Raw genomic sequence first — 20,051 nt, forward strand, 5'->3', positions numbered from 1 at the left:
CACCGGAGCGCCTATGCCTGGCGTACCTGTTGCATCCTGGTCCGCAGCCGGTTGCCGGCTCCCAGCAGGTGGCTGCTGAGGAGGCTGGTGGCCTCGTCGACGTCGCGGGAACGAATGGCGCGCAACAGGTCCGCGTGGGCTTCCGCGGCGGACTGGAGGTCGCGGTGTGGATGTCCCCCGAGACCTTCCGTCGCGACCTGCGGGACACGGGCAGAAGCCACTCCGCCACAGCTCCCGGTGACGCGGTTGCGTCCTATGCGCAGGTGCCCGGGGAAGGCGACGCGCAGGCCATCAACCCACTCCTCTCACTACGGCAACTTCCGGCCCCGGCAGTCCAGTTGGCTGCCAGGGCCGAGGCCGTACCGGCCGTCACCGAGCTCCCCGTGGGCAACGCGTCGCGCACCCGGCCGCGGCCCGTCAGGAGCCACGGCGGGCGTTGAGCCGGGCGGCCTGGCGCGTCAAGTAATCGCGCTCGGCGAGGTTGGGTGCCGCTTGGGCCGCCTCGGCGTACAACCGTGCCGCCGTCGCCAGGTCGCCGTCGCGCTCGTGGAGGTATGCCGCCACCGCGGCCTGGCGGGGGACGGGGACTCCCCTGCCCGAAGAGCTCGCGGAGTCGTTCAGCTCCGCGAGCGCCGCCAGCCCGGCACGGGGACCGTCGGCCTCACCGACGGCCACCACGCGGTTGAGCCGGACGACCGGGCTGTCGGTCAGGCGCGCGAGCTCGTCGTACCACTCGACGATCTGCACCCAGTCGGTCTCCTCGGCGGTCGGCGCGTCGGCGTGGAGGGCCGCGATGGCAGCCTGCGCCTGGAACTCGCCCAGCCGGTCGCGGGCGAGGGCCCTCTGCAGGATTTCGACGCCCTCGGCGATCGCCTCGGTGTCCCACTGACCGCGGTCCTGCTCGGCGAGCGCCACCAGGCTGCCGTCGGGGGCTGTCCGGGACGCGCGCCGGGCGTGGTGGAGCAGCATCAGGGCGAGCAGCCCAGCCACTTCGGGGTGGTCGATCGCGGCCGCGAGCTGCCGGGTGAGCCGGATGGCCTCGGCGGCGAGGTCGACATCGCCGGAGTACCCCTCGTTGAAGACCAGGTAGAGGACGCGCAGCACGGTGGCGACATTGCCGGGCTGGTCGAACCTCACCTCGGAAACGGTGCGCTTGGCACGGCTGATGCGCTGCGCCATGGTGGCCTCCGGCACCAGGTAGGCCTGGGCGATCTGCCGGGTGGTCAGGCCGCCGACGGCGCGCAGCGTGAGCGCGACCGCGGACGAAGGTGTGAGCGACGGGTGGGCGCACAGGAAGTAGAGCTGGAGCGTGTCGTCGACCGCGGGCGCGGGCCCGGGCGCCGGCTCCTCGTCGATCCGGTCCTCACGCCGGCGCCGGGCGGCGTCCGCCCGGGTCGCGTCGAGGAACCGGCGCCAGGCCACGGTGACCAGCCAGCCCTTCGGATCCCGCGGAGGGTCGGCCGGCCAGACGCGGACCGCCTCGACCAGCGCGTCCTGCACGGCGTCCTCGGCCGCCGCGAAGTCGGCTCCGCGGCGGACGAGGATCCCGAGCACGCTCGGCGTGAGGCTCCTCAGCAGGGCCTCGTTCAGCTGAGTCACCTGAGAGGTCACTCCGTGATGGTGGGCGGCGCGGTCAGGAACGGGCGCAGCTCCAGCCACTCGTGGATCGGCTTCCCGCCCGCCCCGGGGGCGGCCGACAGCTCCCCGGCCAGCTCGACGGCCCGCTCGTAGCTGTCGACGTCGATCACCATCCAGCCGGCGATGACGTCCTTGGTCTCGGCGAACGGGCCGTCGGTGACCGGCGGGCGCCCCTCACCGTCGTACCGGACCCACGCCCCCTCGGGAGCCAGCGCCTGACCGTCGACGAACTCGCCGGTCTTCTCCAGCCGGTCCGCGAAGTTCTGCATGTATTGCATGTGCGCCGAGATCTCCTCCGGCGTCCACTTGTCCATCGGCACGTCGTTGACCGGAGCCGGAGCGCCGCGGTAGTGCTTGAGCAGCAAGTACTTGGCCATGGTGGTTCTCCTCGGTGCTGGTGCGACCTATTTTGGTCACGTTCACCCCGGGGACGGAGCCGGTCACGCGTTTTCGACATCGCCGACCAAGATTTTTTGGCCCTCGTGGCCGAGCCTGGGTGAGCCCCCGGATCAATGAAGCCTTCGGCGTAGCCGGCGATGCGCAAACCGCACCCTGGCGGCTCCCTCCACTCAGCCCTCAGCGCCGAACGCTGCACCCCGCGGCGTCCAGGACAGCAAGGCCCGTGGAGCTCACGAGCCCCTTCGCGCGGTCCCGGGCAAGACGCTTGCGCAGGCTCTTTGACCTCCTGGCGGAACACGCGCCCCTCCAGTGAGGCGAACTCATCACATTTTGTAACTCACATGAGCGGTATATCGGTTCACGGTTCGGACCGCGGCAAGCCTTTCTCTTGGCAAGTTCCCCAGGCAAGGGCCGCTCCTCCATGTGCGGGCCACCTCTGTGCCATCGGCCCCGGCCTGGGCCCGGCACCGGACGACCACGGAAGGCATCGGGCTTCCACGCTCGCCCGGAATCTCTCGGTACGAAGGAGACAGGTATGACGACCACCGTCGCAGACCAAAACGACAGCCATGCGGATTCCGACGAAGAGACGGGAATCGAGACCCTCGGCCACGCGAACCGCTTCGCCACATGGGACTCCGAGTTCCGCTACGACGGCCGGATCCGCGTCCCGATGGGCGTACGGATCAAGGCTGTCAAGTACTCGTACTTCGGCACTGACAAGCCCGACATGATCGCCGCCTCCAGGGTCGAGCGCGGGCGCGGCGGCATCGACCAGGAGTACGAGGTCATCGACACCACCTTCCTCGCCGACACCGACGTCATCACCTTCACCCTCCGCGGCGACCTCAACGTCGACACCGACCCCCGCCCCGCCTACAGCCGCACGTACACCATCCGTGTGGAGGTCACCCTCGACGACGGAACGGTCCGCAACGCCTACCCGAAGATCGAGGTGCTCGTACCGAACTGGCGGCGGGAGGGGGACGGCCGGATGGTGGGGCGCCCCTTCGTCCGACTGCCCTACGACACCGGCTGGGGCGGAAAACCCAACAGCCAGGCCGGCTTCGGCTGCGTCTCGGACACCGGCCTCATCGAGGACAGGTTCATCATCGACCTCGTCAACCCGCGCCAGGGCGAGTCGGGCGTCGAAAGCAACCACAGCGACTGTGTCTATTACCAGCTGGTGCACGAGGACGGCACCGCCTCCTCGTACACCCCCACTCCGAAGAAGCTGGAAAACATGGTGGGTCACAAGGGCAGCGGCACAGAGCACAAGGTGCTGCTCGGCCGCATCAATCTGCGGGAGACGGGCGACAGCCCGGGGTACTACCGCTTCCTTGTCTGGCCGCAGTCGGTGGACGCCGACGACAAGGTGAGCAAGCTGAGCTGGGACCCTGCCAACGCCGAGGACGCGTTCCAGCTCGGCAGTGTCTACTACCGCTACACCGCACCCCGCAGCGCCGCCTTCACGGTGTCACCGGGAGGGCCGCCGGATGTGACGCTCACGCCCGCCGGCAGCATCGGCTACCCGGGTGTGCGACTGGACGCGGCCGCGGACGGCACGGTCCCGCGGCAGAACGTCCGCGTCAGCCTCCCCCGGGGAGCGGGGCTCAGGTTCGTCGCCGAGGGCAACCCCGGCTACCAGCTGACGGTCCAGAGCGCTCAAGGGATCATGAAGGTCTACCCTGGGACGTCGTCCGCGGACGGCCAGACCCTCACCTTCGCCAATGTCGACCTGGCCCTTGCGGGAAGGGACGCGACGTCCAGGGCGTGGGTAGCGGTCACGGCCACCGACAGCGCCCCCGCGGGAGACACCAGCCTCAACTTCCAAGTCGGTGACCGGACGGCGTCGTCCACGCCGATCCACGTCGTGAACCAAGCGAGCGGGTGACGGTCCCGGCCTTCTCGGCACCAGAGCCTGCGCGGGACATCGACCCGCAGGCCCCAGGGCGCGAGCTGGGTGGCAGGCCCGGGCCCCGCCCGCCGCCACTGGGCACGTGCTCGCATCGTCCCTCCGTCGGCAATGGAGACAGGTGACCCTCTGGGCGTCTCGCCCCCACCCGCCGGCCATGCGTCAGCGCGCCCCGCGGCCTCCCGTGGGGCGCGCCCACGCTTCCGGGAGCCGACCGCGACAACACCAGAACCCAATTCAACCGTCTGCTCACCGAAGCAGTTGCATCCCCGGTAGACCTCATCGTGTCCATGGGTGACGGCTTCATTGCCAGAGAAGATGCACGCTGGAACGGCAACGCGAGTGAGTCACCGCGCCGACCATGCGAACAGCGCAGGCCAGAAGTAGCGGTGCGGGCCGGCAGCGGGCGGCCCGTCGGCAGCGCCCGCCGGCCACACTTGAGACCATCGCGCGGTCGACCGACGACGCGCACGGCCGAGCTCCCCTGGTACCCCGTCATCTGCCCGACGTGAGTACACCTGCAAGGAAGGCCGCCGCCCGGTGCGCGATCCTGGCGCCTTTCCTCCAGCCCTGCGCCCGTAGCGGCTCAATACGACGATCCGGGCCTCCAGAGCCTGTTTTTGAAACTTGCTCGACCCCGACGGGTACACAGCACGTATCGGTGTGACGCTTCCGTGACGTGTCGAGCGACTGCGTCGACGCCGGGGCTGGGCGGGCGCACCGCTCCAAAAGCGGATGGAGGCGTGGCGGGATCGGACCAACTAGATGAATTGAGCCCGAGGGTTGTTCACGCGGTTGATGGGTACTGGCGTGCGAGCGCGGGGTCGTCCAGGTGATCGAACTTCGATGAAGTAGGGAATGCCATGCTGCTGGAGAACAAGACCGCCATCGTCTACGGCGGTGCTGGAGCGATTGGCTCCGCGGTCGCCCGCGTCTTTGCCGCCGAAGGCGCCACGATCCACTTGGTCGGGCGCACCCACCCACCTCTGGAGGACCTGGCCGGCACCATCGCCGCATCCGGAGCTCGCGTCGAGGTCGCCACACTCGACGCGACTGACCGCGCCGCGGTCGAGCAGCACGCCGACGCCGTCGCCCGGCACTCCGGGGGGATCGATATCGCCTTCAACGCCACTTCCAACGACGACCTGCACGGCACCCCGCTGGTCGAGATGGCCGACGAAGACGTGCTGCGCCCCGTCACCAAGGCAGTCACCACCCACTTGACTCTGGCCACCGCCGTCGCCCGCCATATGATCCCCCGCCGCACCGGCGTGATCCTGGCCATGGGTGGCGGCCGAGAAGCCATCCCTGGCCTCGGCGGCTCCCATATCGCCTGGTCCGCCCTCTCCGGTCTGTGCCGCCAGCTCGCCGGCGAACTCGGCCCGCACGGCATCCGGGCAGCCTGGCTGCTCTCTCCCGGCTCGCCCGATCCATCCAACCCGCCCGAGGATGACCCTGAGGCGGCCGCGACTCTGCTCCGCCGCCGGCCCCGTCTCGAAGACGTCGCCTACGCCGCAGCCTTTCTCGCCTCCGACCGCGCGCCGACCATGACCGCCACAGAGGTCAATGTCACCGGCGGCGCCGTCATCGACTGAACGCGCTCGCCGAACTGCCCCGCCTCACATCGCCGCGAAAACCTCAGCCCACCGGACCAGCTGCCACCGCTCGGTCAGCTCAGCGGTGCGGGGCTCCCTCGCCGGCCGAGTCGGGGCGCCTCGCGGGAGAAATCGCCACCCCTCAACCGATCGAGCCTCCCGAGTGGCGATCCGACTGTCGCTCGCTGAGCCTGTGCCGCTGCCGACCGGGGAATCACAGGGGGTCAGGTGGCGGTCTGAGGTGCCCGGCCGACATGCCGAAAAACCAGCGTGCGCCGTCCCACCGGGTTCCTGCTGTCTCCGGTGGGACGGCGCCCGCCGAGCTTCAGCCCGGCAACTGGCGGTTCCTCGTCGGGCTATGCCCGTCGCTGGTCGCTCAGACGCGGTCGGCTGCGATCAGGAGGTACTGGAAGGAGCCGTCCTTGTACGAGTTGATGAACGCCTCTTCGATCCCGGTGACCAGAGACGAGGTCGCACGCAGCTCCCAGTAGGGCAGCGTCGCAGCCGTCAGGTCGATGACCGTCTGCGGTACGAGTCGGTTGTCGGCCATGGCGCGCATGTACTCGCGGCGGGAGTGGATGTTGCACTCGAAGTGTGCGTTGATCTGGGAGACCCACTTCGAGGGCTGGCCGTAACGCGGGTTCCAGCAACCGGTGATGGTCACGTAGCGTCCGCCGACCTCGAGGACACGGGAGTGCTCGGAGAAGAGGTCGTGCAGGTCGACGTACATACTCGACTCGTTGTTCCACGAAGCCGCGGCCTGCCCCGTGGCGAACGGCGTATCGAGCATGTTGCACACGCGGGCGTGGACGTGGTCGTCGATGCCGAGCTCGTGGGCGCGACGGTTGGCGAAATCGGCCTGCTTGGCCGACAGGGTGACTCCCTCGACGTTGCATCCGAATCGCTGGTGGGCCATGACCATCGAACCGCCCCGGCCGCAGCCGGCGTCCACGAGTGTGTCGTCACGTCCGATGTCGCCGAGGTGGTCCAGGAGCACTTCGGCCTGCGCCGACTCCAGGCGGTGAAGTTCGGCGATCAGCCTCTTCTCGTACTCGCTGTCGGCGGCGTCCCCGAGGGCGGCGTGGTCGATGTCGCCGATGCCGTAGTGGTGGTGGTAGAGCCCGTCGACGTCGCCGAGGCGCAAGTTGACGGGCCTGGCCTCCTGGTCCCAGTAGCGGGCGATATCACCCTGGTAGGGGGAGGTCTGGGAGGGGACGAAGGCAGAAGTGTTGCGGGTGGTGGTGTTGGTGCTGGTCACAGTAAATTTCCGTCCTTACCAGAAGTCGGGCAGGCTGTATCGGTAGGTGTTGGTCTGGTGCCAGTAGTGGTTGCCGTCGACCCATACGGCCACTCCCCGCAGGAAGCGCAGCACGCTCGGGGCGGGGCAGGCGGCGGCCAAAGCGGCGGCTTCGGCTTCGAAGTCGTGCATGAGGTCGTTGTGGACCTCGACCGCCTTGAGGTAGGCCTCCCGGTCGGAGATGCCCTCGCTCTCGGCGATCACCACGGGCAGGTTCAGGTGCCGGCCGGGGCTCTTGAGTTCCTTGGTGTAGGAGTACAGGTCGTTGACGATGGTGGTGGCATTGCTCGCGAGCGCGATGACCCGCTGCATGGCGGGCTGCGCGTGCAGGTCCGCCGGCAGTTCGTAACCGCCGACGGTGTCAGTGATGGTGGGGCAGGGGCGGAAGTTGTTGAACTGGCGCATCGCCAGGTACTCCCACACCTCGGGCACGTGGTCCGTCTGAGCCCAGGCGGCCTCGGCGAGGTAGCCCAGGTGCAGACGAGCCATGTCGTGCCGATACCGGTCTGCCTGGGAGGGGGTGGCCTGCCGGCAGAAGTAATCCATGGCGGAGTGGTAGGCACGCCGAGGGGCATCCGACTGGAGCGAGGCAATCCAGCCGGGCTCGTATTCCTTCGTGGTGTGCAGCGGGTCGAGAGCAGTGTGCGCCAGCAGGAGGCGGCTGCCGAGGCCGATGGGTGAGCCGCCGTGGTCCTCGCAGTAGCAGTCATCGACCGCGTTCTCGGCGACCATCAGCCGTGTGGCGATCATGAGGTGGTCGATGGTGGGAGCGTCCGGGTGGCAGGCGACCATGTAGCGGCCGACGGAGAAGCCGTCGAACTGGTCCTCCCACTCCGCCGGGTACGCCTGGACCTCGTCCACCGCCCATGCCTTGATCCTGCGGCTGACCTCCTCCACCCGTGCCGGGTCCGGCTCCGGCACCGGGTGGTGGTAGAGACCGGGGATCGGCGTGCCCTCGACCGGCGTCGCGGGCTCCGGAGAGACCGGCAGCTCGTCGAGCCGGGCCAGGTGCAGGCCCGTCGTGCCCAGACCACTGGGGCCTCGCAAGATCCGCTCCAGTGCAGGGTTCGGCTGCCTCACCGCGGCAGCGCTCTCCTCCACGTGTTCAGCGATCAGGTCACCACCGGGTCCTTCGTCGGGCACGGATGCGTCCACAGGAACGGTATTTGCGGCAGGCACGGGGGCGGGGATGGAGGGCGGGCCGGGAAAGGAAGGCAGGGCGGGCCGGGCGACACCGTCGGCTTCGGCGCCGTCGGCGTGGGGGGTGTGGGCCCCGCGGGCCGCAGTGGCAGGCAGACTCGACTGCAGAGGGGAAGACCCAGGATCGGGCATCCGTAGCTCCTTGGTGAGGTGGGTGGGCTGTCCCGGGTCCATCGCGGGCTCGCCCGGGAATGGACCCGGTTGGGTCCGGGCCGTCGCGGCCGTCGGACGGGTTCTCCAGTCGCGCCTGCGGGCGACCTGCACGTTCTCCAGTACGCCGAACGCGTTGGAGACGAAGATGGCGACGCGGTGTAGCAAGTGGTGACCAGGCCCGAGACGATCGCCTACTCACCTACGCCCGTGAGGCCCTCCGCAAGGACTGATGCGTGTTACTCCGGTGAGCCGGGTCGCCGGTCGCATGCGAGGGCGGCACCCGCTCCTGCCACCCGCCGTGGTCGACGTGGCTCCCGTCCAGCCCCGGACGTCGATCTCAGGCTCGGTGGCCGCAGCCGCCGCCCTGGGAGGGGCGAGGAAGAGCTCGATGCCGTGTCGGCGGCAGTGCAGCTCGTCTGGCTCGTCTGCCCCGGGCGCGGGCAGGCTGGAGTGGGGCCAAAACCGTTGCATGGCGACGGGCCTGGGGAGAAGGGCGAAATCCCGGTTGATGCTCAGCTCGTACAACCTTGGTCGCCGTAGCGAGGTTGCAGCCGGCAGCGGTGCTCGAACTGGGCTGCCGAGGCGGCGCCAATTGCGCCTCCGGGCTGGTCTCAACGGTCATCGAGCGAGCTCTCCTTCGCGAGGGTGCTGGTCGGCTACACGGTGCCAACCGATGAAAGAGGGAGCAGGAAGCAGTACGAATCTCCGGGAATCCATTCGGATAACGGGAACAGTAACGGCCGAAACGTCCTGCTCGCCCCGTGGGCCATTGGAGTTACTTCGATGCAGTGATCTTGCTCTGCGCCGTGTTTATCCGAACAACCAACGGCATTCGGACACCGCGCTCGCGAGTACGTTTACGCGTGGCTCAATCACCCACCCCGCCCCCACCTTCACCACCACCAACTTGAGTTGATGGCCCATCAAACACGGGCATCAGGCGACCCACGCGCATGCTGCCGCCACGTATGAACGGGCGCTGAAGGGTTCTCCTCGTCGCCTGTCCCACGCGGATCCTCTGTCGCCAGGAACCCACAGACGTGCGAGCGCTCGGAGTTCATCGGCAGCTCGCGCCCCTCGTCCTGCATGACCCGCGCGAAGTGAAGGCCTCACGTGAAAATTTCGCCGACCCAAGGGACCCGGCTCCCGCGCCGCAGGCATCGCCGTGGCCTTCACGATCATTGAGTCCGCCAGGCCCGTCGGGCGCGGTCAACGCACCCACCTCGCCGCCCTGGTCCGCGCCGGCGCATTGTTCGAGGGCGGCCGGCTCGTCGAACGACCGGCGAGTCCGGAGGCGATCAGCGAGCCGCGTGACCAGGGCGGACAATGGACGGATTCAGCCATGCAGGGTGGGCCGGTAGATGAGCTCTTGGATGTGGCCGTCGAGCGTCCGGCGCTCGATCAGTTCGAGGTCGAAGTCGGCCGCACCCTTGAAGATCGGGTCCAGTCCGGTCTGACCGGTGATCACAGGGAAGAGAGTCACCTGGACACGGTCGACCAGACCGGCGGCCATCAGTGCGCGGTTCATCGACAGGCTGCCGTGCGAGCGCAACGGAACCTCGGACTCCTCCTTGAGCCGGGCGACGACATCAACAGCATCGCCGCTCGCGACGTTCGCATCCGGCCAGTCGAGGGGGCCTTCCAGCGTGGTCGACACCACCGTCGCCGGCAGGTTTCGCATCCGTGTCACCCAGGGGTCACGCACCTCGGACTCCTCGGTGCTCGACGCCAGCATCTGCGCGAACAGCCGATACGTGTTGGCCCCGATGACCATCCGCTGCTCCTCGGCGTACAGGGCGAGGCGGTGGTCGAGAAGCTCAGGGCCCTGCTTGCCCCAGTAACCGGTCCAGTTGTCGCTGGCGGCGCCGAAGCCGTCGAGGCTGGAAAAGACATCGAATGTGTAGGTAGCGGCCATGGTGCTCCCCTTGAGTGCGGTTGATCGCGTGTTGGAGATTTGGAGATACAGACTGGCAACCACGCCGGGACTCATCGGCCATGGACTCCTGAAGTCCGGCCGCCCCGGGCCCTTGGTGCTTACCACGGCGAAGAAGATGGAAGGTCAGTGTGATCGGCGACACCGCGGGGGCGAGACGAAGAGCGTGGCACGCCGATCCGGCAGCTCTTGACCATTCCTCCAGCATCGGCTCCAGCATCGCCCGTTCGCCGTCTGTCGGTCATATCTCCCTGCGAGCATGACCAGAGAAACCCATCACCGATCGGCGAGACACCCATTGATTGTCGATCAAGGGGCATCCCACACAGCAAGGACAACGGCGTGGCCGGCAGACGTCAGCCGCCCCGTTTGCTGACAGACCATCAGTAGCTGAGTCCGGCGATCCAGTTGCCTCGGCCCGAGCGGGTGAGGTCGAGGAGGTGCCAAACCGGGCTGTACAGATCGATGCCTCGCTGGTCGATGTCGTCGGACATCCGCGGGTGCACCGAGTAGAAGTGGCGCACCGACCCGCTCTCGTCGCGGGTGAACACGGACACCGTCGCGTCCTGAACGCCCTCGGCGTCCTCGCTGCCCAGGTCGTACTTGAAGGTGCTGGAACCGGCGCTGAGCAGGCGCAGATTCGTCCACTCACGCTTTCTGGCGTGCGCGCGCAAGGAGGGCAGGTCCGCCGCGGCGACGACCGCGAGGTCGGCGTTCTGCGTGATGTGGCGCGCCACCCCGTTCAACCCATCCAGCCACATGGTGCACATGGGGCACGGATCCGTCTGCTTCTTGCCATACATGAGGTGGTAGACGATCAGATCGCGCCCCGGGCGGGTGAACAGTTCGTCCAGGCGCACGTTCCGCGTCGGCGTGTCACCAGCCCGCAGATCTGCAGGGCCTTCCTCGAACACGTAGTCATCGACGACAGGGCCCATCGGCAACCGGCGGCGCAGGTCGGCGACGCGTTCGCGATGGTGCATCAGCTCGATCTCGGCTTGCCGCAGCTCCTCGCGAGCGCTGACGTATTCGGCCGGTTCCCCGGTGAGATTGGTCTGACGCATCGCTTCCCCGGCCTAGATGCTGTGGGTGGCCACCATCTGCTCTGGTCCAGCACCATATGCCTGCGCACACGGCTCGCCGGGCAGCGAAACGAAGAGGCCCTGGTAGTGCACTCTTACGGATCGCCGATCAGCAGGGCTCACCGAACACGCTGTATGCGCAGTCAGGTGATGTCGCAGCGCGGACGTGGGGCGACCTGCCGGCGGGTGGAGGCGGGCAACGAAGGCAACGCGGCCCGGACACCACCGCGGTCCTGCTCGCGGACGCTGATCCGGGTGGTGGGTCTCGATACGGGTCGGCCCTCGTCAGCCGCGGGGGCTGCTGATTCGTTCGGGTTCGATCACATAGATCACCCGGACTTGGTCCCGGCCACCGAACCACGGGTAGGGCCCGCCGAGATACTTCTGCGCGAGCGTCTCGATGTGGTCGACCGCTCCCTCAGTGGTCACGCGCACCACACGGCCGCGGATCTGGACATAGGAGGCCGGTTCCGAGGGGTCCGCGACCGCGACGGCCACCCGCGGGTCACGCGCGATGTTTCGGGTCTTTTGATGCGACTCAACGCTGTTGATCAGGACGTGCTCGCCGTCGGTGTCCACCCACGTCTGAGTGAGTTGGGGCGAGCCATCGGGCATCGTCGTCGCGATGTAGCAGGTGCTGGGGCGGCGCAGCAGCGCCACCACGTCCTCGCCGAGAGATACGGGCACGGGGTTCTCCAGGGTGGTTCGGTGGGTGCTGGGGCCACGGTAGCCACGGAAGGGAACCGGCCCCTCCCCCACCCCCGAACGACGGCTCCACTCTGTTCAGCCATGCAACCGATCGAACGTGGTCGGCAGGGTCGATCCACCGCGCTGCGGCAGCCGCCCAGGAGCCACCCTTGCCACCAGGTCAGCCGAGACGCCAACGCCGGCTGCGGCTCACTGCTCTGACCTGTTCACGCGGATCAGCGTCTGTTGCCCATTGGCGACGAGCTTCCGATTGGCGTCACTCTGCGCCGCGAACACCTCCAGCACGCACACGGTGAGAGTGCGTCCGTGCTTCAGGACCGTCCCGATCGCCTCGATGTGGTCGCCGGCGGCCGGCGCGAGGAGGTTGATCTTGTATTCGACCGTGAGGACTTCGGTGTCCTCGGGGAACAGCGTGTAGGCGGCGTAGCCGCCGGCGCTGTCCGCGATGGCGCTGGTGGCGCCGGCGTGGAAATAGCCGTGCTGCTGGGTCACTTCGGGGCGAGCCGGGAGCACGATGCGCACACGGCCCGGCGCGATGTGGGCTATCCGTGCGCCGAGGTGGGCCATCAGCCCTTGGCGGTCGAAGCTCTCATGGATGCGCTTGCGCACCTCGGGACTTGCCACCTCGGGCTCCGCCTGGTCTTCCATGTTCCCTCCTTCGCATGGGTGAGGCGTGTTCGTCAGCCGGCCAGGCGCTCCGCCAGCAAGAACCCGCCGATGACGATCATCATGGCACCGGAGGCCCGAGTGACCGCCCGGGCCGCCGCCGGCCGGGTCTTCAGCACGGTACGGGCGAGCACGCCGACAGCGAGGTAGACAAGGGCGCAGGCCGTCATGTGAAGGGCGCTGAGCAGCCCGGTCTGCGCGGCGACCGGCCAGCCGCCCGCGGGGTCGATGAACTGCGGGAACAGCGAGAAGTACAGCAGAAGCGCCTTGGGGTTCAGCCCGCTGATCCCTGCGCCCTTGAGCATGATCTGCCCGGGTGAGGAGGCCGAGGAGGACACTGCCTCCGTCGAGGCCTCCAGGATCGCCGGCCGGCGCAGGACCCCGCAGCCCAGCCATATGAGGTAGACGGCACCGGCTGCGGTCAGCGCGGTGAGCACGGTTGCCGAGCTCGCCACGATCACCACCAACCCGGCCACGGCGAGCAGTGTGTATCCCGCGTACCCGGCTATCAGCCCGGCGACGGCCGGGACGACCGACCGGTCCCGTAGGCCGGCCGAGATCGCGTAGGCCCAGTCCGCGCCCGGGGTGAAGACCAGCAGCAGATCCACTGCCAGGAAAGCCGCCACCGTCGTCGTGTGCATCGATCGATCCCTCTCACGTTTGTTGCTTCGAGAGGGAAGATTAGGCGTGATCTGCCCGCAAATGTTTCTACATTTACTCCATGATCGCGCGTATTGGGGGAGAATCTTTCTCATGGATGCCCTGGACCGGAAGATTCTTACCGAGCTGCAGCTGGACGGCCGTCTGACGGTGACCGAGCTGGCGGCGCGGGTGCGGCTGAGTGTCTCGCCCTGCCACCGCCGCCTGCGCGACCTCGAGCGCGAGGGAGCGATTCGCGGCTATCGGGCCGTCGTCGACCCGGCCGCCATCGGTCTGAACTTCGAAGCCCTCGTCTTCGCCACCCTGCGCTGGGAGGACCGTGACACCGTCACCGCCTTCGAAGAAGCCGTGACGGCCATTCCGCACGTCATCCAGGCCCAGCGCCTCTTCGGCGAACCCGACTACCTCTTGCGCGTCGCCACCACCGACCTGACCGCCTACCAGCAGCTCTACGACCAGCAGCTGGCCAAGCTGCCGGGCGTCCAGCGCCTGACCTCCACTCTCGTCATGAAGAGCGTCATCGACGACCGGCCGCTACCCGAGTAGAGGTCCCCTCCGGACGGGCCCCCTCTGGGCCGCTCACGACCAGCTGCCGGACCGCTGCCTGGGCTCAGGTGCGCTCCGCAGGCGATCGCGGGCGAACTTCAGTAGCTGTCGTAGCTGGGCTTACCGTTCGGCCGGTAGACGCCGACGATGGTCCCGCCCTTCGTCGTCGAGACGCTGACCGTCTCCAGCGCAGCGGGGATCGCTCCGTCGGCGAACAGCCGCTTGCCGGTGCCGATGATCACCGGATGGATGGTCAGCCGGTACTCGTCGACGAGGCCGTGCTGCATGAGGGTCTGGGCAAGGTCGCCGCTGCCGACGACGTTGATGTTGCCGCCGTCGGACGCCTTCAGCTCGCGAACGGCATCGACGATGCCGCCCTCCAGCAGCGTGGAGTTGTGCCACTCGACGGACGTCAGGGTCCGAGACGCCACGTACTTGTGCATGTTGTTCATCCGGTTGGTGAAGGGGTTGTCGGGATCGGCGGTCGGCCAGTACGACGCGAAGATTTCGTATGTCTTGCGGCCGAGCAGCATCGCGTCGGAGCGCTCGTACCAACCGGCGATGGCCGCGCCGACCTCGTCGTCGTCCACGGGTTTCTGCCAGCCGCCGTGCTCGAAGCCGCTCTCAGCGTCCTCGTCCGGACCGCCCGGCGCCTGCATGACGCCGTCCAGCGTCAGGAACGTGCAAACAATGATCTCGCGCATGGTGCGCTCCCTTCGTCGACGGGTAGACCGCACAACCGCCGGAAACTCATCGGCGGAACTCCCGAGGCCCTGGTGGCCACCGCTGGAACCTGGACACAGTCGGCTGTCTGGTGCTGCACCTTCATTCACTACGTGCTGGGGTCGGCGTGGCCGTTTGGTACTGCGGGCGGCCGGCTGGCCGGTAGACCTGGATCGTCACTCCCTTCGGAGTGGACTGGGAGTCGACCAGTTCGAGTGCCGTGTCCGGGCCGGTGTCGGGGAACAGCCGCGTGCCCTGGCCGACGACCACCGGATAGGTGAGCAGGGTGATCTCGTCGACAAGCCGGTTGTCGAACAACCAGCGGACCAGGTTGCCGCTGCCGTGCACCTGCAGCTCACCCCCTGGCTTGGATTTCAGCTCGCCGATGGCAGCCGCGACGTCGCCGGAGAGGACGGTCGTATCCGCCCATTGAGGGTCGGTGAGCGTGGTCGATGCGACGTATTTGGGCCGTGAGTTCAACGCCCCTGCGATGGGGTTGCTCAAGTCGGCCATCACGCCCCAGTAGCCGGCAAAGATCTCGTACGTGCGACGGCCGAACAGGAAGGCGTCGGCGCGCTGATAGACCTGGTTGACGAATGTCGCGGCCTCGTCGTCGAACAGCGGGAGGGCCCATCCGCCGCGCTCGAATCCGCCCCTGCGGTCCTCATCCGCCGCGCCGAGTCCCTGCATCACGCCGTCGACGGAGATGTTCGTGAGGGTCGTCAGCTTCATGGTCGCAGTTCCCTTCTCACCGGGTTTTGTCGTCGTTCGATTCGAGTGGGCCGCGGCTCCGATCTCCTCGGTCGAGGCAGAGCCCGTCCGGCCGATTCATCGGCGACTCCCAGCGCTCGAAGAACCTGACACCCCCAGGGACAACCAGATCCTCGCGGTTCGTGACCTCAAGGCATCCAGGCCCCAGCGAGTCTGTTCGACTATGCGCACACAGCCTGCGAGGTGGGCTCACGCGGCCGCGGCTCAGCTGCGATCCCTGTCCTGCACGATGACGATGGATGCGCTCCAGTCCTGTCGCCTTCGTGCCCAGCCCAACGGGCTGTTCCACTGAGATAGACCCCAACGGCAGGAGAAACTCATCGTTCGGCCACCGACCAGCCGGCGAGCACCGACAATCCTCGCCCGGGGTCCTGTCCCCTCATTGAGTGAGGCTCAAGGAGACACGGCTCTCGGGCGACCAGGAACCTGGCGGTACGACCTCCCGCCCGCACCCACCAGTGACCGACATTCACGCGAGGCGGATCGGTTCACGGGGTCCGGACGGCACGCATGTCTCCTTCCCGCTGAGCCCGTCGAAGGGGGCGGCTGCTCCCGTCGTTTGCTGACCACCGATGCGCCACGGGGCAGGCCCGTACGAGTGACTCATGTCCGGGACGCGGACATGAGTCACTCGTACGTGAATGCGAGGGGACCCTACGGGCCCCGGTAAGGCATCGGGCGATGCCTGGAGATGTCTCTGCCTCAGAGACCGAGGACGTCCTCCATCACTCGCATGAGAACGGGCTGTTCCGGCTGATCTGCGGGCGCGTTCCTCGGCCCACCGGGCTGGAACTGCCTGTCACCCGGATTTCCGGGAGTCATCCAGCCGCCGTTCTCGTCGTGCCCGGAGCTGGGCTTTCGGTGGCTGCTGAGCGCGGTTTCGTCCGCGTCGTACTGGGCGGGAGGCATCGGTTCTGCGGCGGACGCGGCTCCCGCAGAGATGACGAGGGATGCGGCGGCGAGGGCCAGGACACGTACTGTGCTCTTGATCATGGACTGGTAACGATCCGACCATCACCGGGTTTCACCCCACCCGCCTCGATCACTCCACCCGGCCTAAAGGGACATAACGACCCATCACCTCGGAGCGGTGACGGTGCTTACCGTCTCGGTCGGGACGAAGGAGTGGGGTTTGGCAGACCATCGCGGGGATAGGCGCACCTACCTAGTTGTGGCATCTTTGCTGGCACACGTCGGCGGGGCGTCTGTACTCAGCCAGGTGAAGTCCGGTTGCCGCAGCACGACCCGTCCGACTTCCACATGAACAGCTACCCGGGGGCACCCCCGAACTGGAGACCTGTGATGTCGGAAACTCTCCCTGACCAGACCAACCTCAAGTCGCAGTACGCCTCCCAGGTCGCCGGCGACCTGGAGAGAAACGTCAAGGAGCAGGAACGTATCGCCTCCGAGGTGGAATCCCTTCAGCGTCAGCTCCTGAAGCTGGAGGAGGACCGCGTGCTGTTGGTGAGTATCGAGCAGGCGCTTGCGACGGAGGCCGGCGCCCCGGAGGCGGACGCTGGTCACGTAACAGCAGTCACACCCCGTCCGGCGAAGACGGGCCGGCTGCCCCGCTCCCGAAAGCCGAAGGACGCGGAGGAGTCTTCCGGCGGGAAGGGGAAGCAGACAAAGCCGAGCAAGGGCCGTGCGAAAACGGCCCGTGGGCCGGGCTCGCCCACACTCCGGGAACTCGTGGCCCAGCGCCTCGCCGAGCAACACGAGGCCCGCTCCGCCGCTGAGGTCACCTCGGACCTTGCGCAGGCACATGCGGACCGGGAGTTCTCCGTCACGGTGGTGCGCAACACCCTTGAGGGACTCGTGGCCAAGGGACAGGCCCTGCGGACGAAGCAGCGTCGGTCCGTCTTCTACTCGGAGCCCTCGGCAGGATCGAACGATGACGCGCAGCCGCAGGAGTTGGCGAAGGCCGAGGCCTGAGAGCAGCAGCGATCCCGGGGTTTTCGATCGTCCGATGACACCCCGGTGGTCCGAGTTGGTGCGTTGGTGAGCATGAGGGTGATGGGCGTTCTGCCCATCTGGGGCGACGGGGACGCCATACCCGCTTCTCCGCGTGGGTGATGGCCGGCGTGCCCCGGTCTCCGTCGTCGGCCCCTGCCCCGGCTGAGGTCGGGGCAGGGGCTGGTTGGAGTGCGGGGTGTTACAGCACCCGGTCGGCGCGGGGAAGGGAGCGGACGACGTAGGCGACGGCCCAGCACAACGGCAGGGCCACCGCGGCGACCAGGGCGAATTTGGCGGCCGCCGGGGCGTGCAGCCAGCGGAAGGCGAATCCGAGCCCGACGAGCACGGCCGCGTGGGTGAGGTAGACCGCGAAGGCGTGACGGGAGAGGAATCCGGCGGCGGGCCCCTGCCGGTTGAGACGCTCACGGAAGAGGACGGTCAGGCCGAGGACCATACCGATGGCGAACGTCGATTCCCATGCGACCGAGGCCAGCGACTGCCAGGTGCCGTGCCCGTCGAGCGTGCTCTCCTCGGCGGTGATGACGACGGGAAGGTACGCGAGCGTCGCGGTGGTGGCGACGGCGAAGCCCACACGGCCCGCGACGCGCGAGAGGGATTGCGGCCAGCCATGGCGGTGGGCGAGCACCCCGATGACGAAGAAGCTTGCGTACTGCGGCATGAAGCTGGGGGTGGGGAGGCCGACGAAGGGGACGTAGGTGCTGGTGGGTACGACGAAGCGCCACAGGTACGTGGCGAGCCCGAGAGCGATGGTGAAGAGGACGATGGCCAGCGGCCGCAGGGGGCGCGCGGCCTGTACCGGCTCACGGCCGTCCTGCGTCAAGCGGTCGGGGTGGCGGCGTGCACGACTGCGGCGAACGAGGGCGTAGATGACGGCGAACACGAGGAGGACCTCGACGAACCACATCGGGCCCGCGTCCCAACTCAGCACGTAGTACAGCCAGTAGGGAAGGGACTCGCCGCGCTCGGCGAAGGTGGCCCGCAGGTCGGCGTACCCGCTGAGGCCCGTGAGGGGGCGTATCAGCAGGAGGAAGGCCAGGAGGGGTATGCCGAGCCGCTTGAGGCGGTCGCGGACGAACGGCCGTGCGCCCTTGCGGTCGTAGGAGGCCGGCGTGAAGTAGCCGGCGATCATGAAGAAGAAGCCCATGAAGAACGCCTGGTTGAACATGACGAAGACGTCCAGGAGCAGACCGGAGCCGTCCTTGGCGGGCTCGGTGTAGTACCAGGCGGGGATATTGCCGTAGGTGACGGCGGTGTGATGCAGCACCACGAGCGCCGTCAGCGCAATACGCAGATTGTCGATATAGAGCAGCCGGGCGCGCTTCGGCTGCTCAGTCGCAGGCTCGGGCGCAGCCCTCACGGCCGCGCGATCCAGATCGTCTGTCATTGATGTTCTCCCCGTTCGGTGCAGTTCAGTGTTGGTCGGTGCGCTCCGCGCGTGTGGCGCGCTCGAAGATCCCGGCGAGTTCACGGGCGTAGGAGCCCAGTTCATGTCCGGGGTGGGCGCTCCAGTACGCGAACATGTTGTCGATACCGGCCTGGAGGCTGACGGCCATGACACGCACGTCGAACGTGCGGAACTCGCCGTCTTCCTGTCCCTTCAGGAAGACCTTTTCCAACGCGGTGTAGAGCGGTTCGCTGGAGGCGACGCCGTAGCGCGGGGCTCCGTCGGCTGTGCGGAAGTGGCTGAAGATCTCGCCGAGCGCGGCGAGCTGGGTCCGGTGGCCGTGCATGTACTCGGCGACGGACTCGATGTAGACGCGCAGCCACACGGTCGCCCCGACCTGCTCCTCCAGCCGGGCCCCGACGAAGACGCCGATCTCCTCGTAGACCTGCTCGACGACCTGCTCGATCAACTCGTCCTTGCCGGAGAAGTGATACGAGATCACGCCCTTGCTGATCCCCGCCCGCTCGGCGATCTGCGCCAGCGACGCCTTCGCGAACCCCCGTACCGCGATGGTGTCGACGGCGGCGTCGATGATCTGGGCGCGCCGCGCCTTCTCGATGAACGAGCGTTCCGGCTCCGGCGACCCCTGTTTGCCACTACCGGCGCGGAGTTGGCCGCCCGGATCATTTTTTGACCGCATGGCCAAAATGTTAGCTGCACAGCCAACTGCTGTCCATGTCACGCTTTTGGGACTGCTCCCGACACCTCGGTGGTCGGTCTTCAGCAGGCCTGGGGCGGTGCCCTCACCACGTCTGTGGCCGGCGCCTTCACCGCATCGGTGCGCCCGGGCGTTCTCCGGGTTCATGCGCCAACGGCCGGGCCCTCGGCGGCCGAGCCACGCGCGTGGCGGTCCAAAGCGAGCCAGACGCGGTCCCGGGTGACGGGCAGTTCGGTGAAGCGGATACCGGTCGCGTCGCGCAGAGCGTTCGCGAATGCCGGAGCGACGGGGTTGAAGGGCTTTCACTCATCGATTTGGCCCCGAGCGGACCGATGGCATCCGCGGTCTCCATGGTGTTCAGGTCCATGTCTCCCCACGCCTTCCGGCCACTGCTTCATCGCAAGTGAATCCCGCAGGGGGACGGAAAACGACTGGAGCGGAGCACGGAAAACACCCGCCACGGCCACCCTTGGACTGGGTGATCAACCAGGAGGGTTCAGGGAGAAATTCTTAGTATCTGCGAGGGCGTCGCTCGCACTTGCCTTGTGAATGTGAGATATGGATCGGACCGATTCCGCGCGACGACGTGCCGCCCGCAGCTGTCTCGCGTGGTGGGCAGGTGCCGTGGGGCGGCGCGGCCCACAGCGAGGCGTTGAGTCACTTCCCCTACACGCCTGCCGCGGCCCTTG

At 67.8% G+C, this 20,051-nt stretch carries 20 protein-coding genes and 1 pseudogene; 4 read left to right on the plus strand and 17 right to left on the minus strand.

What is annotated here, in order from left to right:
- Positions 1–11: 11 nt before the first annotated feature.
- The 3 genes from ACGFZW_RS01585 to ACGFZW_RS01595 form a co-directional block, all read right to left on the minus strand.
- Complete coding sequence (locus ACGFZW_RS01585; protein WP_393890950.1) at positions 12–221, minus strand: FCD domain-containing protein; 210 nt, start codon at positions 219–221, stop codon at positions 12–14.
- A gap of 196 nt (positions 222–417) precedes the next feature.
- On the minus strand, positions 418–1,590 hold the full coding sequence (locus tag ACGFZW_RS01590) for an RNA polymerase sigma factor (RefSeq protein ID WP_393891275.1): 1,173 nt from the start codon (positions 1,588–1,590) through the stop codon (positions 418–420).
- A 17-nt stretch (positions 1,591–1,607) separates the two neighbouring features.
- Entirely contained in the window at positions 1,608–2,015 is a 408-nt protein-coding gene (locus ACGFZW_RS01595) for a YciI family protein (RefSeq protein ID WP_393890951.1), read from the minus strand.
- A 557-nt stretch (positions 2,016–2,572) separates the two neighbouring features.
- Here ACGFZW_RS01595 and ACGFZW_RS01600 point away from each other — a divergent pair.
- Both ACGFZW_RS01600 and ACGFZW_RS01605 read left to right on the plus strand, forming a co-directional pair.
- Positions 2,573–3,931, plus strand: coding sequence for a hypothetical protein (locus ACGFZW_RS01600; protein WP_393890952.1), 1,359 nt, complete (start codon positions 2,573–2,575; stop codon positions 3,929–3,931).
- A gap of 884 nt (positions 3,932–4,815) precedes the next feature.
- On the plus strand, positions 4,816–5,547 hold the full coding sequence (locus ACGFZW_RS01605) for an SDR family NAD(P)-dependent oxidoreductase (protein ID WP_393890953.1): 732 nt from the start codon (positions 4,816–4,818) through the stop codon (positions 5,545–5,547).
- 376 nt (positions 5,548–5,923) lie between these two features.
- On the opposite strand, the gene ACGFZW_RS01610 is transcribed toward ACGFZW_RS01605, so the two are convergent.
- The 8 genes from ACGFZW_RS01610 to ACGFZW_RS01645 form a co-directional block, all read right to left on the minus strand.
- A complete protein-coding gene (locus tag ACGFZW_RS01610; protein WP_393890954.1) occupies positions 5,924–6,805 on the minus strand; it encodes a geranyl diphosphate 2-C-methyltransferase in 882 nt (293 codons plus the stop codon).
- 15 nt (positions 6,806–6,820) lie between these two features.
- A complete protein-coding gene (locus tag ACGFZW_RS01615) occupies positions 6,821–8,176 on the minus strand; it encodes a family 2 encapsulin nanocompartment cargo protein terpene cyclase (protein ID WP_393890955.1) in 1,356 nt (451 codons plus the stop codon).
- Between the two features lie 216 nt (positions 8,177–8,392).
- Positions 8,393–8,812: a hypothetical protein gene (locus ACGFZW_RS01620; protein ID WP_393890956.1), complete on the minus strand. Its 420-nt coding sequence runs from the start codon at positions 8,810–8,812 to the stop codon at positions 8,393–8,395.
- 721 nt (positions 8,813–9,533) lie between these two features.
- Entirely contained in the window at positions 9,534–10,112 is a 579-nt protein-coding gene (locus ACGFZW_RS01625) for a dihydrofolate reductase family protein (protein ID WP_393891276.1), read from the minus strand.
- A gap of 401 nt (positions 10,113–10,513) precedes the next feature.
- Entirely contained in the window at positions 10,514–11,194 is a 681-nt protein-coding gene (locus tag ACGFZW_RS01630) for a DUF899 family protein (RefSeq protein WP_393890957.1), read from the minus strand.
- A gap of 303 nt (positions 11,195–11,497) precedes the next feature.
- A complete protein-coding gene (locus ACGFZW_RS01635) occupies positions 11,498–11,899 on the minus strand; it encodes a PPOX class F420-dependent oxidoreductase (protein ID WP_393890958.1) in 402 nt (133 codons plus the stop codon).
- 210 nt (positions 11,900–12,109) lie between these two features.
- Positions 12,110–12,568, minus strand: coding sequence for a PaaI family thioesterase (locus ACGFZW_RS01640; RefSeq protein ID WP_393890959.1), 459 nt, complete (start codon positions 12,566–12,568; stop codon positions 12,110–12,112).
- Between the two features lie 32 nt (positions 12,569–12,600).
- Entirely contained in the window at positions 12,601–13,227 is a 627-nt protein-coding gene (locus ACGFZW_RS01645) for a LysE family translocator (RefSeq protein ID WP_393890960.1), read from the minus strand.
- A gap of 112 nt (positions 13,228–13,339) precedes the next feature.
- On the opposite strand from ACGFZW_RS01645, the gene ACGFZW_RS01650 reads away from it, so the two are divergent.
- Positions 13,340–13,792: an Lrp/AsnC family transcriptional regulator gene (locus ACGFZW_RS01650; protein WP_393890961.1), complete on the plus strand. Its 453-nt coding sequence runs from the start codon at positions 13,340–13,342 to the stop codon at positions 13,790–13,792.
- A gap of 98 nt (positions 13,793–13,890) precedes the next feature.
- On the opposite strand, the gene ACGFZW_RS01655 is transcribed toward ACGFZW_RS01650, so the two are convergent.
- From ACGFZW_RS01655 to ACGFZW_RS01665, 3 genes are all read right to left on the minus strand, one after another.
- Positions 13,891–14,496, minus strand: a complete 606-nt coding sequence (locus tag ACGFZW_RS01655) for a dihydrofolate reductase family protein (protein WP_393890962.1) — start codon at positions 14,494–14,496, stop codon at positions 13,891–13,893.
- Positions 14,497–14,617: 121 nt separating this feature from the next.
- Complete coding sequence (locus tag ACGFZW_RS01660; RefSeq protein WP_393890963.1) at positions 14,618–15,247, minus strand: dihydrofolate reductase family protein; 630 nt, start codon at positions 15,245–15,247, stop codon at positions 14,618–14,620.
- Between the two features lie 741 nt (positions 15,248–15,988).
- Complete coding sequence (locus ACGFZW_RS01665; protein ID WP_393890964.1) at positions 15,989–16,279, minus strand: hypothetical protein; 291 nt, start codon at positions 16,277–16,279, stop codon at positions 15,989–15,991.
- Between the two features lie 309 nt (positions 16,280–16,588).
- Between ACGFZW_RS01665 and ACGFZW_RS01670 the strand changes: the two genes are divergently transcribed.
- Complete coding sequence (locus ACGFZW_RS01670; RefSeq protein ID WP_393890965.1) at positions 16,589–17,218, plus strand: hypothetical protein; 630 nt, start codon at positions 16,589–16,591, stop codon at positions 17,216–17,218.
- A gap of 220 nt (positions 17,219–17,438) precedes the next feature.
- On the opposite strand, the gene ACGFZW_RS01675 is transcribed toward ACGFZW_RS01670, so the two are convergent.
- The 3 genes and pseudogenes from ACGFZW_RS01675 to ACGFZW_RS01685 all read right to left on the minus strand — a co-directional run.
- Positions 17,439–18,644 (minus strand): acyltransferase family protein, encoded by a 1,206-nt coding sequence (locus tag ACGFZW_RS01675; protein ID WP_393890966.1) that lies wholly within the window; start codon positions 18,642–18,644, stop codon positions 17,439–17,441.
- 25 nt (positions 18,645–18,669) lie between these two features.
- Positions 18,670–19,344 carry a TetR/AcrR family transcriptional regulator gene (locus ACGFZW_RS01680; RefSeq protein ID WP_393890967.1) on the minus strand — a complete coding sequence of 225 codons (675 nt, stop codon included), beginning with the start codon at positions 19,342–19,344 and terminating at the stop codon, positions 18,670–18,672.
- A 161-nt stretch (positions 19,345–19,505) separates the two neighbouring features.
- Positions 19,506–19,726, minus strand: a pseudogene (locus ACGFZW_RS01685) (hypothetical protein); the annotation flags it as partial.
- Positions 19,727–20,051 lie beyond the last annotated feature (325 nt).

The sequence above is a fragment of the Streptomyces sp. NPDC048248 genome, from assembly GCF_043201875.1.
Lineage (GTDB): Bacteria > Actinomycetota > Actinomycetes > Streptomycetales > Streptomycetaceae > Streptomyces.

Bases quoted from the DNA above. Each gene is read 5' to 3' on its own strand.
- ACGFZW_RS01660 (WP_393890963.1), bottom strand. From the start codon at position 15,247: ATGAAGCTGACGACCCTCACGAACATCTCCGTCGACGGCGTGATGCAG.
- ACGFZW_RS01630 (WP_393890957.1), bottom strand. From the start codon at position 11,194: ATGCGTCAGACCAATCTCACCGGGGAACCGGCCGAATACGTCAGCGCT.
- ACGFZW_RS01595 (WP_393890951.1), bottom strand. From the start codon at position 2,015: ATGGCCAAGTACTTGCTGCTCAAGCACTACCGCGGCGCTCCGGCTCCG.
- ACGFZW_RS01670 (WP_393890965.1), top strand. From the start codon at position 16,589: ATGTCGGAAACTCTCCCTGACCAGACCAACCTCAAGTCGCAGTACGCC.
- ACGFZW_RS01665 (WP_393890964.1), bottom strand. From the start codon at position 16,279: ATGATCAAGAGCACAGTACGTGTCCTGGCCCTCGCCGCCGCATCCCTC.
- ACGFZW_RS01680 (WP_393890967.1), bottom strand. From the start codon at position 19,344: ATGCGGTCAAAAAATGATCCGGGCGGCCAACTCCGCGCCGGTAGTGGC.
- ACGFZW_RS01645 (WP_393890960.1), bottom strand. From the start codon at position 13,227: ATGCACACGACGACGGTGGCGGCTTTCCTGGCAGTGGATCTGCTGCTG.
- ACGFZW_RS01650 (WP_393890961.1), top strand. From the start codon at position 13,340: ATGGATGCCCTGGACCGGAAGATTCTTACCGAGCTGCAGCTGGACGGC.
- ACGFZW_RS01655 (WP_393890962.1), bottom strand. From the start codon at position 14,496: ATGCGCGAGATCATTGTTTGCACGTTCCTGACGCTGGACGGCGTCATG.
- ACGFZW_RS01615 (WP_393890955.1), bottom strand. From the start codon at position 8,176: ATGCCCGATCCTGGGTCTTCCCCTCTGCAGTCGAGTCTGCCTGCCACT.
- ACGFZW_RS01640 (WP_393890959.1), bottom strand. From the start codon at position 12,568: ATGGAAGACCAGGCGGAGCCCGAGGTGGCAAGTCCCGAGGTGCGCAAG.
- ACGFZW_RS01600 (WP_393890952.1), top strand. From the start codon at position 2,573: ATGACGACCACCGTCGCAGACCAAAACGACAGCCATGCGGATTCCGAC.
- ACGFZW_RS01605 (WP_393890953.1), top strand. From the start codon at position 4,816: ATGCTGCTGGAGAACAAGACCGCCATCGTCTACGGCGGTGCTGGAGCG.
- ACGFZW_RS01625 (WP_393891276.1), bottom strand. From the start codon at position 10,112: ATGGCCGCTACCTACACATTCGATGTCTTTTCCAGCCTCGACGGCTTC.
- ACGFZW_RS01675 (WP_393890966.1), bottom strand. From the start codon at position 18,644: ATGACAGACGATCTGGATCGCGCGGCCGTGAGGGCTGCGCCCGAGCCT.